Annotated in this window: 14 protein-coding genes; 8 read left to right on the forward strand and 6 right to left on the reverse strand. The window is 72.6% G+C overall.

The annotated features are described in order from the left end of the window. Positions 1-13: 13 nt before the first annotated feature. The 6 genes from ACIRA5_RS48845 to ACIRA5_RS48870 all read left to right on the forward strand — a co-directional run bounded on the left by ACIRA5_RS48845 (position 14) and on the right by ACIRA5_RS48870 (position 5667). A complete protein-coding gene (locus ACIRA5_RS48845; protein ID WP_403703735.1) occupies positions 14-1492 on the forward strand; it encodes an MFS transporter in 1479 nt (492 codons plus the stop codon). A gap of 37 nt (positions 1493-1529) precedes the next feature. Next, on the forward strand, positions 1530-2099 hold the full coding sequence (locus ACIRA5_RS48850; protein WP_403703738.1) for a cupin domain-containing protein: 570 nt from the start codon (positions 1530-1532) through the stop codon (positions 2097-2099). A 107-nt stretch (positions 2100-2206) separates the two neighbouring features. After that, positions 2207-2677 carry an ester cyclase gene (locus tag ACIRA5_RS48855; protein WP_403703741.1) on the forward strand — a complete coding sequence of 157 codons (471 nt, stop codon included), beginning with the start codon at positions 2207-2209 and terminating at the stop codon, positions 2675-2677. Positions 2678-3024: 347 nt separating this feature from the next. Then, on the forward strand, positions 3025-4488 hold the full coding sequence (locus ACIRA5_RS48860) for a DHA2 family efflux MFS transporter permease subunit (RefSeq protein WP_352053024.1): 1464 nt from the start codon (positions 3025-3027) through the stop codon (positions 4486-4488). A gap of 94 nt (positions 4489-4582) precedes the next feature. Further along, complete coding sequence (locus ACIRA5_RS48865) at positions 4583-5188, forward strand: dTDP-4-dehydrorhamnose 3,5-epimerase family protein (protein WP_403703745.1); 606 nt, start codon at positions 4583-4585, stop codon at positions 5186-5188. A 32-nt stretch (positions 5189-5220) separates the two neighbouring features. After that, entirely contained in the window at positions 5221-5667 is a 447-nt protein-coding gene (locus ACIRA5_RS48870) for an NUDIX domain-containing protein (protein ID WP_403703748.1), read from the forward strand. Positions 5668-6210: 543 nt separating this feature from the next. Here ACIRA5_RS48870 and ACIRA5_RS48875 read toward each other — a convergent pair. From ACIRA5_RS48875 to ACIRA5_RS48890, 4 genes are all read right to left on the reverse strand, one after another. Further along, positions 6211-6597 (reverse strand): hypothetical protein, encoded by a 387-nt coding sequence (locus tag ACIRA5_RS48875; protein WP_403703751.1) that lies wholly within the window; start codon positions 6595-6597, stop codon positions 6211-6213. A 92-nt stretch (positions 6598-6689) separates the two neighbouring features. Continuing rightward, positions 6690-7163: a carboxymuconolactone decarboxylase family protein gene (locus tag ACIRA5_RS48880; protein ID WP_382368193.1), complete on the reverse strand. Its 474-nt coding sequence runs from the start codon at positions 7161-7163 to the stop codon at positions 6690-6692. 128 nt (positions 7164-7291) lie between these two features. Next, positions 7292-8284, reverse strand: coding sequence for a dTDP-glucose 4,6-dehydratase (gene rfbB / locus ACIRA5_RS48885; protein WP_403703755.1), 993 nt, complete (start codon positions 8282-8284; stop codon positions 7292-7294). Next, positions 8281-9348 carry a glucose-1-phosphate thymidylyltransferase gene (locus tag ACIRA5_RS48890; RefSeq protein WP_403703757.1) on the reverse strand — a complete coding sequence of 356 codons (1068 nt, stop codon included), beginning with the start codon at positions 9346-9348 and terminating at the stop codon, positions 8281-8283. The genes rfbB and ACIRA5_RS48890 overlap by 4 nt, the downstream gene beginning before the upstream one ends. A 166-nt stretch (positions 9349-9514) precedes the next feature. On the opposite strand from ACIRA5_RS48890, the gene ACIRA5_RS48895 reads away from it, so the two are divergent. After that, a complete protein-coding gene (locus ACIRA5_RS48895) occupies positions 9515-9937 on the forward strand; it encodes an ester cyclase (RefSeq protein ID WP_403703760.1) in 423 nt (140 codons plus the stop codon). A gap of 95 nt (positions 9938-10032) precedes the next feature. Here ACIRA5_RS48895 and ACIRA5_RS48900 read toward each other — a convergent pair whose 3' ends face one another. After that, positions 10033-10998 carry a Gfo/Idh/MocA family protein gene (locus tag ACIRA5_RS48900; protein ID WP_403703763.1) on the reverse strand — a complete coding sequence of 322 codons (966 nt, stop codon included), beginning with the start codon at positions 10996-10998 and terminating at the stop codon, positions 10033-10035. 29 nt (positions 10999-11027) lie between these two features. Next, a complete protein-coding gene (locus tag ACIRA5_RS48905) occupies positions 11028-12428 on the reverse strand; it encodes an NDP-hexose 2,3-dehydratase family protein (RefSeq protein ID WP_403703766.1) in 1401 nt (466 codons plus the stop codon). Positions 12429-12622: 194 nt separating this feature from the next. Between ACIRA5_RS48905 and ACIRA5_RS48910 the strand changes: the two genes are divergently transcribed. Next, positions 12623-13807, forward strand: coding sequence for a glycosyltransferase (locus ACIRA5_RS48910; protein ID WP_403703769.1), 1185 nt, complete (start codon positions 12623-12625; stop codon positions 13805-13807). The last annotated feature ends 641 nt before the right edge of the window (positions 13808-14448 follow it).

Here is a 14448-nt window from a genome sequence, read left to right on the forward strand (position 1 = left end):
CCGAGAGGGAGCCATGACCACCGACCACACCGCCGCCCGCACGACGGACACCGCACCCGCCGGCGCCGCAGCGGACCCCCGCCGCTGGCGCCTGCTCGTCTTCGTCGCCCTCGCCCAGTTCATGGTGCTCCTCGACACCACCGTGGTGAACCTCGCGCTGCCCGCCATCCAGGCCGACCTCAAGGCCGGCGCCACCGCCGTCGAATGGGTGCTGACCGCCTACATCCTGTGCTTCGGCGGCCTCATGCTGCTCGGCGGCCGCACCGCCGACCGCTGGGGCAGGCGGCGCACCTTCCTGCTCGGCGCCCTGCTGTTCACCGCCGCCTCCCTGCTGTGCGGACTCGCCCAGGGCGCCGGCCTGCTGATCGCCGCCCGCGCCCTGCAGGGCTGCGGCGCCGCGTTCCTCTCACCGGCCGCGATGTCCCTGGTCACCACCACCTTCCCCAAGGGCCGCGAACGCACCACCGCGCTCGCCGTGTGGGCCGCGCTGGCCGGCCTCGGCGGCACCCTCGGCGTCATCGCCGGCGGCCTGATCACCGACAGCCTCAGCTGGCGCTGGATCTTCTACATCAACCTGCCCTTCGGGATCGTCGCCGTCGCCGGCGTCCTGCTGCTGTCCCGGGGCCGCCCCGAGACCCGTATCCGCGGCTCGCGCCCCGACATCGCCGGCGCCGTCACCGTCACCGCGGGCCTGGCCGCCCTCGTCTACGCCATCGTCAACATCCAGGACCACGGCGCCGCCTCCGCGCCCTACGTCCTGGCCCCGGCCGCCGCCGCGCTCGCCCTGCTCGCCGCGTTCGTCCTGATCGAACGCCGCACCCCGGACCCGCTGATGCCGCTGCACCTGTTCGCCACCCGCTCCCTGGCCACCGCGGGCCTGGGCCGCGTCCTGACCAGCGGCGTGCAGGCGTCCGTGCTCTTCCTGTGCAGCTACTACCTGCAGCGCACCCTGGGCTACTCCACCCTCAAGTCCGGGTTCGCGTTCCTGCCGCTGGGCGTCGTCGCCATCCTCGTCACCGCCCCCGCCACCCGCATCATGCACAAGGCCGGCCCCCGCCCCGTCTACCTCGCCGGCGCCGCCGGCTCCGTGCTCGGCCTGATCCTGCTCACCCAGGCCCCGGCCGACGGCACCTACCTGCTGCACCTGCTGCCCGCCCTGCTCATCCTCGGCGCGTCCATGCAGTGCTGCGGCATCCCCGTCAACGTGCACGGCGTCTCCGACATCCCCGCCCGCCAGCAGGGCATCGCCTCCGGCGTCCTGGTCGCCGCCTTCCAGGTCGGCGCCTCCCTCGGGGTGGCCACCGTCGCCACCAGCGCCCTGACCCGCACCACCCACGAACTCACCCACCACACCGCCCCCGCCCTGGCCTGGCTGGACGGCCTCCACCTCGGCTTCTGGATCGCCACCGGCATCGGCGTCCTCAACCTGCTCACCGCCTACTTCGGACTGCCCCGCCACCGCCGCGCCCCCACCGGCCCCCGCACCGCCTGACCACCCCCCACCCCCCCCAACAAACACGGAGAGGCCCATGGCACGCCCCGGAGACACCCTCCACCTCGGCAAGGACAAGCTCACCTTCCTGACCACCGCCGCCGAAACCGACGGCGCCTTCGTCGAAGTCGAAGTCGAGTACGCCCCCGCCGTCATCAAACCGCCCCAGCACTACCACCCCCGCCAGACCGAACACATGCGCCTTGAAAGCGGCCGCCTCAGCCTCCAGCTCGACGGCGTCCTGCACGAGTACGAACAAGGCGCCGACTTCTACATCCCGCCGGGCGCCGTCCACTCCATGTGGAACCCCGGCCCCGAACCCACCCGGGTCATCTGGCGCACCACCCCCGCCTACCAGACCGAAACCGTCTTCGAGACCCTCTGGGGCCTGACCAACGAAGGCCGGCTGCGCCCCGATGGCACCCCCCGCCTGCAGATGCCGCTGCTCGCCCTCGCCTTCCGCGACGAGTACCGCGTCGTCACCGGCCGCCCCTACGCCCTCGACACGGCCCTGTGCCTGCTGCTGTCCCCGCTCTCCCTGGCCTGCGGCTACCGCCCCACCTACCGCCCGCCCCAGAACACCGCGACCCTCCAGCCCACCGCCTGAACACACCGTCACAGGCCCGGGGTTCGAGCCGGACCCAAGGGCGCAGCGAGCCGTGCGCCCTAGCGTCGGCCCCAACCGACATACGGCCGATGCGTGGAGGAATGGTCATGGCCACCGAAGGACACGAATTCACCCTGCCCGGCGCGGATCTCCCGCAGCCCGACGCCGAACTGCGCAAGAAGCGCGAGGCGGTCGTCCTGCAGCACACGGTCGCCGAGATCGCCTGGGACATCGACGGTGTGCTGGCCACCTTCCCGCGCGGCGGCGTCTACCGCATCCAGGCCTTCGAAGAGGGCCCGCTGATCGGCGAAGAAGCCATCAAGAAGGGCTACTTCGCCGACCTCAAGGCCGCCTTCCCCGACCTCGAGCACGAACTGCACCACGTGCACCACACGCCCACCGCCGTGATCCTCGAGGCACAGGCCCGCGGCAGGCAGCAGGCCGACTGGCGCGGCATCCCCAACCGCGGCAAGTCCATCGACGCCCCCGTCGCCGTCTTCTTCCACTTCGACGGCGACGTCCTGATCGACGAGACCCTCTACTTCGACATCGCCACCTTCCAGCGCCAGCTCGCCTGAACCTCCCCCCTCTTCCACGGGCGCGGGGGGGGGGGGGGGGGGGGGGGGGGGGGGGGGGGGGGGGGGGGGGGGGGCGGGGGGCGGGCGGGGGGCCCCCGCGCCGGGCGCCGCCCGCCCCCCCCCCCCCCCCCCCCCCCCCCCCCCCCCCCCCCCCCCCCCCCCCCCCCCCCCCCCCCCCCCGCGCCCGCGTGTGCCGAGCGGGGCTCGAGGAGGACTTGAGCAGGCGTCCGTAGCGTCGACGGCGCCGTAAGCGGCCCGCGCGCGGGTGCGGGCACCAGCCCGCCGCGGTCCGGACCGGTCACGGCGATGAGCATCTCGCACGACCCGCCTCCAGAAAGGATGCTCGGATGAGCACCGTCAACCCCCCATCCCCGGGCGGTGACACCAGGAGGGTGGTCTTCTGGGCCATTCTCACCACCAGCCTCGCCTCGTTCATGGCGGGTCTGGACAACCTCGTCATCATCACGGCGCTGCCCACCATCCGCGAGAAACTCGGCGGCAGCCTCACCGACCTGGAATGGACGGTCAACGCCTACACCCTGTCCTTCGCGGTCCTGATGATGTTCGGCGCCGCCCTCGGCGACCGCTTCGGCCGCCGCAAGGTCTTCAGCCTGGGCCTGCTGCTGTTCACCGCCGCCTCCGCGGCCGCCGCGCTGGCACCCGGCATCAACGAACTCGTCGCCGCCCGCGCCGTCCAGGGCGTCGGCGCGGCCATCATCATGCCGCTGTCGGTGACCCTGCTGACCGCCGCCGTGCCCGCCGAGAAACGCGGCGCGGCCCTGGGCATCTGGGGCGCCGTCAACGGACTGTCCATCGCCGCCGGCCCGCTGGTGGGCGGCGCCATCGTCGAGCACCTGTCCTGGCAGTGGATCTTCTGGCTGAACGTGCCGATCGGCCTGGCGCTTGCCCCGCTGTCCTTCCGCAAGCTCGCCGAGAGCCGCATCGCCCACTCCCGCCTCGACGCCGTCGGCACCGCCCTGGCCAGCCTGGGCCTGTTCGGCATCGTGCTGGGCCTGATCAAGGGCCACGGAGACGGCTGGACATCCCCGCAGGTCCTGGGCGCACTGATCGGCGGCACCGCCGTGATGGCCCTGTTCGTGGTGTGGGAGAACCGCACCGAACACCCGATGGTGCCGATGCGGATGTTCCGCAACCGCGCGTTCACCGCGATCAACCTGGCCGGCGCCCTCATGTCGGTCGGCATGTTCGGCGCGATCTTCCTGATGACCCAGTTCCTGCAGAACATCCAGGGCTACACCGCCATGCAGGCCGGCGTACGGCTGCTGGCCTGGACCGCCATGCCGATGGTCGTCGCCCCCATCGGCGGCATGGTCTCCGACCGCATCGGGGGCAAACCCGTGGTCACCCTCGGCCTCGCCATGATGACCGCCGGCATGGTCTATTGGGCGTTCGTCCTCAAGCCGGACGTCTCCTACGCCGCCCAGCTGCCCTCCCTGATGATCTGCGGCGCCGGCATGGCCCTGTTCTACGCCCCGCTGATGAACCTCACCATGGGCTCGGTCGCCGAACACGAACAGGGCATCGCCTCCGGCGTCACCGCCGCCACCCGCGAGGTCGGCGCCGCCCTCGGCGTGGCCCTGCTCGCCTCCATCTTCAGCGCCAACGGCGGCTACGCCTCACCGCGCAACTTCGTCGACGGCCTGGTGCCCGCCATGTGGGTGGGCGCCGCCGCGGTGGCCCTTGCCACCTTCGCCATGCTGCTGGCCCCCTCCCGCCGGCGGGCCGCCGCGAGCGCCCCCGTCGCCAAGGCCGCCCCCGCGCAGGAGACCGCACCGGCCCCCCTGCACTGACCCGGAGCCGGGGCCGGCGCCACCCCACGGGCGGCGCCGGCCCCGGCGCCGTCCCACGAACCGGCGCCCCCACGCCCCGACGAACCGAGGACGCATGGCCATTGAGGAGATGAAGGTCCGCGACGCCTTCCGGATCACACCGTCGCAGCTGCCGGACAACCGGGGCCTGTTCTACGAGGCCTGGCGGCTGGGCGGCCTGACGGCGGCCGGCGGCCAGCCGTTCACCGTCCGGCAGGTCAACTTCTCCGTCTCCCGGCGCAATACGCTGCGCGGCATCCACGGCACCACCCTGCCGCCGGGCCAGGCGAAGCTGGTGACCTGCGTGCGCGGCGCCGCCCTGGACGTGGTCGTCGACCTGCGCGTCGGCTCCCCGACGTTCGGCATGTTCGACACCACCCTGCAGGAAGCCGGCTCCGGCATCGGCGTCTACCTCGCCGACGGCCTCGGCCACGCCTTCCTCGCCCTGAGCGACGACACCTGCATGAACTACCTGTGCTCCGAGGAGTACGTGCCCGGCACCATGGTCGACATCCAGGCCCTCGACCCCGACATCGGCATCCCCTGGAACACCAGCGGACAACTCATCCGCTCCGACAAGGACACCCACGCCCCCGGCCTCTCGGAGGCCGCCGCCCGCGGCCTGCTGCCCACCTACGAACAGGCCCTCGCCTCCTACCGCACCGCCGGCCCCCGCCCGTAATCTGACGGGCGGCGCCGGCAGCGGGAGGTGCGGTGATCGAGTGTGTCCGGGCGGTACTGGTCACGCCCGCCGGCGGGCTGCTGCTGATCCGGCGCACCTGGCCGGGCGCGACGCCCTACCGGGTCTTCCCCGGCGGGCACGTCGAACCTCACGATCCGGGCCTGCGCGCGGCCCTGGTCCGTGAGGTACGCGAGGAGACCGGCGCCGAGCCGCAGATCACGGGCCTGCTGCACGTGCTGGCCGGTGAGCACCAGCGCCAGTACTTCTACCTGGCGCGCATCCGGTCCTGGTCCGAGGCGGACCGCACCGGACCGGAGTTCGCCGACCCGGACCGCGGCGAGTACCGGCTCGAGGAAGTCCCGCTGAGCGTGCGGGCGCTCGACGCCCTCAGCCTGGAGCCGGAGGAGATCGCCGCACTGCTGCGCGACGCGGTGACGGCCGGGACCGATCTGGCCGCCCTGGCGGATCCGGCACGGTGAATCCGGCGACGGGCACCAGGAACCCCTGCGCCAGGAGCCCGGCCGCCGACGGCCGCCGGGTGTGAACCGGCCTGCCCTGTCCGCAGGTTGGAGCGAGCCCGGCGCAGGGCTTCACATGCTTTCTCTCGCGGCCTGGCGGGATCCCCACGCACCCCGGAACCGGAGGGCGCGGAGAGTCAGGTCGATCAGCATCCGGCCAGTCGGTCAGGCGCGGACCCGCACGCTGTGGCGGAGGCCGTCGTTTTGCAGGCGGGAGGCGAGGAGGGCGTCAACTCCTGCCCGCCCGGGGAGTGCGGCCGCGCACGGGCCCCGCCACTTCTGTTGAAAGTGCGAACCGATGTGCTCCGGTCGCCGATCGGGGGGCACCGACCTAACCTCGGTTGAGGCCGACAGTGACCAATGGGGCAGTTGTTCAAGATGGGAGAACATCGTGAATGCCACATTCCGCAGCCACTGGGGGCGCACCTTCGCCGTAGGAACCCTGACCGCAGCCCTGCTGTCCGGGGGAACAGCGGGCGGTACCGCGGTAGCGGCCACCGGATCTCAGCATCCGGCCGCACCCGCGACACCTTCGGTATCGGCACCGGAGACGTCGAAGACGACGACCACCGCGCCGGCGCCGACGACAACCGCCAAGCCGTCGCCGACGACAACCGCCAAGCATTCGCCGAAACCGTCGCCGACGAAGACGCACAAGTACACGCCGAAGCCGAAGCCGTCGCCGACGAAGACCCACAAGTACACGCCGAAGCCGAAGCCGTCGCCGACGAAGACCCACAAGTACACGCCGAAGCCGAAGCCGAAGCCGACTCCGACGAAGACCCACAAGTACACGCCGAAGCCGAAGCCGACTCCGACGAGGACCCGCAAGTACACGCCGAAGCCGACTCCGTCGAAGATGACGACGGCGCGCCCGACCGTGACCGCCAAGCCGACCAAGACCTCCTAGCCCTGCTTGCCGGGGCAGGTGACACGCCCGCGCCTTTGAGGCGCGGGCGTGTCTGCCGGAGCCTTGGGGCCGGTTATCCGAACTGGCCGGGCTGGTAGTCGCCGGCGGGCTGCCGGACGAGGACGTTCACGCGGTTGTAGGCGTTGATGAGGGCGATGAGGGAGACCAGCGCGGCGAGCTGGTCCTCGTCGTAGTGCTTGGCGGCGTTCGCCCAGGCCTCGTCCGTGACCCCGCCGGCCGCGTCCGCGATGCGGGTGCCCTGCTCGGTCAGCTCCAGGGCGGCGCGCTCGGCGTCGGTGAAGACCGTGGCCTCCCGCCAGGCCGCGACCAGGTTGAGGCGCACCGGGGTCTCCCCGGCGTGCGCGGCGTCCTTGGTGTGCATGTCGGTGCAGAAACCGCAGCCGTTGATCTGGCTGGAGCGGATCTTCACCAGCTCCTGTGTCGCGGCCGGCAGCGCCGAGTCCGAGACCGCCTTGCCTGCCGAGTTGATGTGCCTGAGGACCTTGCCTGCGACCGGGTTGCCGAAGAGGTTCAAGCGGGCGTCCATGGTGAGCTCCTGTGCCGTTGCCGGTGGTTACACCTTCCTGACGGACCAGCCCGGCAGGATGTGACAGGAACGCCGGGAAACGCGTCTTCTCCGGGCCCGGTGCCGCCCCCCAGAGCGCGCTCACCGGCTCACAAAGCGGCTTTGTGCTTCAGGGGTTCCCACCAGGTGCGGTGGTCGCGGTACCAGGCGAAGGTCTCGGCCAGGCCCTGGGCGAAGTCCTTGCGGGGGCGGTAGCCGAGCTCGCGGGAGATCTTCGTGCAGTCCACCGAGTAGCGCAGGTCGTGGCCGAGCCGGTCGGGTACGTGCTCGACGCTGTCCCAGCTGGCCCCGGCGAGGTCGAGCAGCAGGGTGGTCAGTTCTTTGTTGCTCAGCTCGGTGCCGCCGCCGATGTTGTACACCTCGCCCGGGCGGCCGCCGGTGCGCACCAGTTCCAGGCCCTGCACGTGGTCGTCGATGTGCAGCCAGTCCCGGACGTTGAGCCCCTGCCCGTACAGCGGGACGCGGTGTCCGTCGAGGAGGTTGGTGACGAACAGGGGGATGACCTTCTCGGGGAAGTGGTGGTGGCCGTAGTTGTTGGAGCAGCGGGTCACCCGGACGTCCAGGCCGTGGGTGCGGTGGTAGGAGAGGGCGACGAGGTCGGAGGAGGCCTTGGAGGCGGCGTAGGGGGAGTTGGGGCGCAGCGGGTCGCTCTCGGGCCAGGAGCCCTCGGCCAGGGAGCCGTAGACCTCGTCGGTGGAGACGTGCAGGAAGCGGGCCGGGCCGCCGGGCCGGCGCAGCGCGGCGTCCAGCAGGGTCTGGGTGCCCAGCACGTTGGTGGTGATGAACTCGGCGGCGCCGACGATGGAACGGTCGACGTGGGACTCCGCGGCGAAGTGCACGATCTGCTCGTGGCCGGCGGCGAGTTCGGCCACGAGGCGGGTGTCGCAGATGTCGCCGTGCACGAAGCGGAAGCCGGGGTGGGCGCGGACCGGGTCGAGGTTGGCGGGGTTGCCGGCGTAGGTGAGTTTGTCCAGGACGGTGATTTCGACGTCGCCGGGGCCTGCCGGGCCGAGCAGGGTGCGTACGTAGTGCGAGCCGATGAACCCCGCTCCGCCGGTGACGAGGATGCGTGTGGTGGTCATGAGGAGATCTGCACCTTGCTGTGGTCGCCGAGGATGAGCCGGTGGGCGGCGGGGACCCGGGGTGCGGGGGTCACCTCCACGTTGCGTCCGATGATCGAGGCCTCCACGCGGCGGGCGCCGCGCACGGAGGAGCCGTCCAGGACGATGGAGAACTCGATCTCGCTGTCGGTGATGCGGCAGTCGTGGGAGATGGAGGTGAACGGGCCGACGTAGGAGCCGGCGATCACGCTGCCGGTGCCGATGACGGCCGGGCCCACGATGCGTGAGCCGCTCACCCGGGCGCCCTCGTCGATCTGCACCCGCCCGATGATCTCACTGGTGTCGTCGACGTCGCCCTCGATGCGCGGCTCGGTGTGCTCCAGGACGGAGCGGTTGACCTCCAGCATGTCGCCGACGTTCCCGGTGTCCTTCCAGTAGCCGGAGATCGTCGTGGAGCGCACGTCGCACCGCTGGTCGATGAGCCACTGCAGGGCGTGGGTGATCTCCAGTTCGCCGCGCCAGGAGGGGGTGATGGCGCGGACGGCCTCGTGCACGGCCGGGGTGAACAGGTAGACGCCGACCAGCGCGAGGTCGCTCTTGGGGGCCTTGGGCTTCTCCTCCAGGCCTATGACCCGTCCGTCCGCGCCGAATTCGGCGACCCCGAACTGGCGCGGGTCGGAGACCTGGGTGAGCAGGATCTGGGCGGCGGGCCGCTGCGCGCGGAAGGCGTCGACGAGGGAGGAGATGCCGCCCACGATGAAGTTGTCGCCCAGGTACATGACGAAGTCGTCGTCGGCGAGGAAGTCGCGGGCGATGATGACGGCGTGGGCCAGGCCCAGCGGCGCGTCCTGGGGGATGTAGGTGACGGTGAGGCCGAACTTGGAGCCGTCGCCGACGGCTTGCATGATCTCGTCGGCGGTGTCCCCGACGACGATCCCGACCTCGGTGATGCCCGCGTCCGCGATCGCTTCCAGGCCGTAGAAGAGCACCGGCTTGTTGGCCACGGGCACCAGCTGCTTGGCGGATGTGTGGGTGAGGGGGCGCAGGCGGGTACCGGCCCCGCCGGAGAGTACGAGAGCCTTCATGAAGGTGAGGCTAGGAGCGGGTACTTGAGCCGGGATGGGGGATGGGCCGCGCCCACAGGCCCCCTCCAGGGCGGCTCGAGAGGCGGTGGGGATCCTCGGGTGACACGGCGGGGCGGGCGGCTGCGCCTGCTCGCTTCGGTGACGCGAGCCCAGGGAGGCTTGAGGCATGGCAGACAACCACCGTGAACTCGTCCAGCGCTTCGTCGACATGATCAACGCTCATGACGTGAGCACCATGAGCGAGCACACCGCGCCCGGGCACATCGACCACAACCCGGTCGTGGAGGACGGCATCGAGGCGAACACGGCGTTCTGGGAGCAGATCTTCGCCGCGTTCCCCGATGTCAAGGTCACCGTCCACGACCTGGTCGTGGAGGGGGACCGCGTCGCCGGCCGTTTCGAGTACTCGGGCACCCATCAGGGCACGTTCTTCGGCGTCGAGGCCACCGGGCGGCCGCTGAACTTCCAGTCGATCGACTTCTGGCGGGTCGAGGGCGGGCTGCTGGCCGAGCACTGGGACCAGCTGGACATGGCGGGGCTGTTCCGCCAGCTCGGCGTCGACATCCACGCCGGCCAGGATGCCCGGTAGCGGTCTTCGGGCGCGGGCGGGCGGCCCGGCGCGCACAAGGTGCGCGCCGGGCCGCCCGTGCGTGAGTCCCCGTACGGGGCTATCCGTGCGGGTGGCTATACGGGGCCGGGGCGGGCCGCGGCCTGTGCGACGGCGTCGGTGAGCCGGGCGTGGGCGAGGAGGGCCTCGGTGTGCGGGGTGAAGTCCTCGCGGCCGAGGACGGCCCGGGCGAAGACGCCGGCGATGTTGGTGAAGTGGGTGTCCGGGGCGAGGCGGATCTCGCGGACGGCGCCGCCGTGCTCGACGTGCAGGACGGGGACGTGTTCGTCGGGGGTGCTGAAGGCGCGTTCCAGGCGCAGCCGTCCCTGGCTGCCCCACAGGTCGTAGCCGCTGCGGTAGGCGTGTTCGACGCCGTAGGCGAGCTGGGCGGTGGCCCCGGAGGCGACGGTCAGCAGGGCGCCGCCGGCGGGCGCCGGCCCGTGCGCGGTGGCGGGGCTCACGTGGGCGCCGGCCACCCGCAGGTGCGGGCCGAGGAAGAGCTGGGCGGCGCGCAGCGGGTAGGCGGCGACCTCGGGCAGGGTGCTGGCCCGCCGCAGGGTGCCGTCGGTGTCGCGGCGCAGCGGGATGCCGAACTCGGAGCCGAACAGGCGCAGTTCGCCGATCAGCCCGTCGCCGAGCAGCCGTTGGATGCGGGCGTGCTGGGAGTGGTGGAGGAACATGAAGCTCTCCATCAGCAGCAGGCCGCGCTCGCGGGCGAGGGACACCGCTTTGTCCGCGTCCGCGAGGCGGGCGGCGAACGGCTTCTCGCACAGCACGTGCTTGCCGGCCTCAAGGGCCCGCAGGGTCCACTCCACGTGCAGTTCGGGCGGCAGCGGCAGGTAGACGGCGTCCACGTCGTCGCGCTCCAGCAGCCCGGCGTAGCCGGCCACCGGCGTGCCGCCGAACCGGCCGGTGAACGCCCGCGCCTTCGCGGGGCTGCGGCTGGCGATCGCGGTCACCTCGACGAGCGGCTGGCGGGCCATCGAGGGCAGCATGCGCCGCTCGGCGATGTCCGCGCAGCCCAGCACTCCGATCCGCAGCACGCCCGCTCCTTGTGCGCGCACGGGCCCGTTCACCGGGCGTACGCCCCGCCGCGGGCCCAGGCCGCGCGCAGTCCGCTCAGCAGGGTCCGGGCCTCGATGTTGAGGTAGTTGCTGTGCCGCAGCAGGGCGGACAGCTGGCCGGCGGTCACCCACAGGAAGTCGCCGGGTACGTCGACGGGGAACTCGCCGCCCACTTCCATCAGGACGTAGCGGTTGCCGGCGTGGTGGAAGCGTCCGCCCTCCTCGGACTGCACGGTGTCGTACAGCAGCGTGCCGGGATCGGCGCGCAGGACGAGGTCGAGGTAGCGGGGCCGGCGGGGGAGGGGCAGGGTCAGGGCGCGGCCGGGCTGGCACTGCACGGTGGGGCCGAGTTCGGCCACGTCCAGGACGCCGGCCTCGGAGCGGGCGTGGGCGAGCAGGTGCGGCACGCCGCCGATGCGGCGCACCAGGAACGCCGACAGGCCCTGTTCGGCCGGCGCGAGCAGGGGCTGGGTCCAGCGGGTGACCTCGCGGTTGGCGGCGGCCACGGACGCGGCGATGACGGTGAAGTGGTGGCCGCTGTCGTGGGCGATGGCGTCCTCGGTGCGCCGCCAGTTCCGCACGGCGGCCAGCGGCATGCTGGTCTGCACGAGCTCGCGGTGGGCCTTGATCTCGGTGAGCCGGTTGAGGAGGTGCTCCATGCTGTGCAGCGGGGGTCCTTCGTCGGCGTACGAGGGGATCAGCGACAGCACGGTGCGGGCGTCCATGTTGACCACGTTCGACTCGCGCAGCAGCTGGTGGATCTGGCCGAGGGTCAGCCAGACGAAGTCCTCGTGCGCGGGGACGGGGCCGAGGGCCTCGACCACCATGTTCCGGTTGCGTTTGCGCAGGAACCAGGAGCCCTGTTCGGACTGCAGGGAGTCGAACAGCACCCGGGAGCCGGTCCGCGGCGGGGCGAAGTACTCGATGTAGTTCACCCGGGCGCCCTTGTGCACGCCGGTGTAGTTGCTGCGGGTGGCCTGCACGGTGGGGGACAGCTGGACGGTCTCGAGGTTGCCCGGTTCCATCTTGGCCTGCATCAGACAGTGCAGGACGCCGTCGAACTCCTTGACGACGATGCCCAGGATGCCGATCTCGGGCTGGTTGATGATCGGCTGCGACCAGGACGCGGCGTGCCCGTCCCACTCGGCGCGCACCTGCAGGCCCTCCACGGAGAAGAACCGGCCGCTGTCGTGCACGAGGTTGCCGGTGGAGTCCGAAAAGCGCCAGCCGACCAGGTCGCGGAAGGGGATGCGCCGCACCTCGTAGCGGTTGGTGCGGCGCTGTTCGGCGAACCATTCGCGGAAGACCGGATTGGGCGTCACCGGGCTGTCCAGGGTCTGGGCCGACAGCGTGAAGCGCCGCCCCAGCTGGGTGAGGGTGCCCGGGGGCACCGCCTGGGTGATGGTCATCAGTCGTGACTCCTTCGCCGTGTGCCGCGCGCCCAGGGCCAGGCCGCCGCCACGACGATCCGCCAGGGCGATCGGCCGTGACTGGAGAGCGCCTCGAAACGCCCCGCACGCCCGCTCGAACCCCCGTACCTGCCGGTGCTATGTCTCCTGTCACTGCTAGACAAAGGGTGGGGGCGTCCCTACCGTGGGGCGGTATGAGAATCCTCTTTGCCAGCGCGGGCAACTTCGGGCACGTGTATCCCCTGCTTCCCTTGGCGAAGGCCGCGCGCGCCGCGGGCCACGAGGTCGCTTTCGCCACCGGCGAGCAGCTGCACCCGGCCCTGCGGGCGGCCGGCCTCGAGCCGGTGGCGGCGGGCCGCTCGGTTCCCGAGGCGTTCATGGAAGCAGTACGCGGCAGTGCCGGCCTCGAACACGGCGAGGGCGACGGCGACCTGGGCGCCCAGGACGTGCCGCCCGAGGTACTGGCCGACCTGCATGTGAAGGTGTTCGGCTCGGTGCTGCCCCGCTGGGTGGCCGCCGACCTCGCCCCCGTCCTGGCCGGCGGGAGCTTCGACCTCGTCGTCTACGAGGCACTCAACCCCGGCGCCGCCTTCGCCGCGCACCTGGCGGGCGTGCCCGCCGTCGCGCACGGCGTGGGCGTGATGGCGATGGGCCCCGAGGAGGCCCGCATCCAGGAGGAACTGCTGGCCACCGCCGCCGACCTGGGCGTGCACGTGCCCGGCGGCCAGCTGCTGGCCCTGGCCCGCACCTACATCGACATCTGCCCGCCCTCCCTCCAGGACCGCGGCTTCCTGGCCGCCCCGCTGCCCCGCGTCGAGCAGCGCCCCGTCGCCTACGGCGAGCCGGGCGAACTGCCCGCGGCCATCCGGGACGCGGACGGCCCCTTCGTCTACCTGACCCTGGGCACCGCACTGGGCTCGGTGGACGTCCTGCGCACGGTCATCGAGGGGCTGCTGCCGCTCGAGGTGCCGGTCCTGGTGGCCACCGGCCCGGTGGTGGACGTCGCCGACCTGGGCGAACTGCCCGAGCGGGTGGTGGCGGCCGCGTGGGTGGCCCAGCCTGAGGCACTGAAGCGGGCGGCCCTGGTCGTCCAGCACGGCGGCGCCGGCACCACCCTGGCCGCGCTCGCGGCCGGACTGCCCCAGCTGATCCTCCCGCAGGGCGCCGACGGACCCGCCAACGCCGCCGCCGTACGCGACGCGGGCGCGGGCGAGGTGGTCTACGCCGCCGACCTGTCGGCCGGCGCGGTCACCGCACAGGCCCGCCGCATCCTGGGCGACGAGACCTACCGCGACGCGGCCCGCAAGGTCGCCACCGAGATCGCCTCCATGCCCGCCCCCGCCGAAACCGCCACCCGCCTCCCGCAGTTCACGACCTGACGGCGACCCCGGTCCCGGGCGCCTGCCCCGGCCTGCGGGCATCCGGCCCCGGTCCCGGGCGCCGGATCCCCGGTCCGGCGTGCCTGGCCCCGGCCCGGCGTGCCTGGTTCCCGTCCCCGGGGCGGGACCCGGCCCCTCCCCCCGGGCCTGCAGACCGGGCCCCCGGGGGAGGGGCGAGGTGTCCGGGCTCCTGGCCCCGCCTCCGGGGCGCTCACCGCGCCCCCGGGGGGTGTCCCGTCCGTAGAAGGAGTGACTCCCGAGAAGGAGTGACTCCCGCTCCGCCGCAGGACCGACTCCCGTACGCCGGGGGAGGGGGGCGGTTCCCGCTCCCGGGAGCCATCCCCTCCCCGGGGCCCTGGTCCGCCCGGCCGAGTCCGCCTCGGGTGCGTACCCCGCCCAACCCCCGGAGGGATACGCACCCCGCCCCCCGGGCGCCGGCCCGCCGGCCGCCCGGGCACCGGCTCCGGTGCGCGCGTGCATTCCCCCGGCACGCGCGCACCGGACGCCCCCGCCGCCGTACGGCACGACGGCGGTGGGTACGGGGCCAGGGCCTGTCCGGCGGATCATGCCGCGGACGCGGGGTCTGGCACGCCCTCCCCCAAGCTCTTCGAGCAGGGGGTGCCCCCAGCGGCGTTGTCGTC

Origin of the sequence: Streptomyces sp. NPDC096311, from assembly GCF_044763085.1 — a bacterium.
GTDB lineage: Bacteria > Actinomycetota > Actinomycetes > Streptomycetales > Streptomycetaceae > Streptomyces.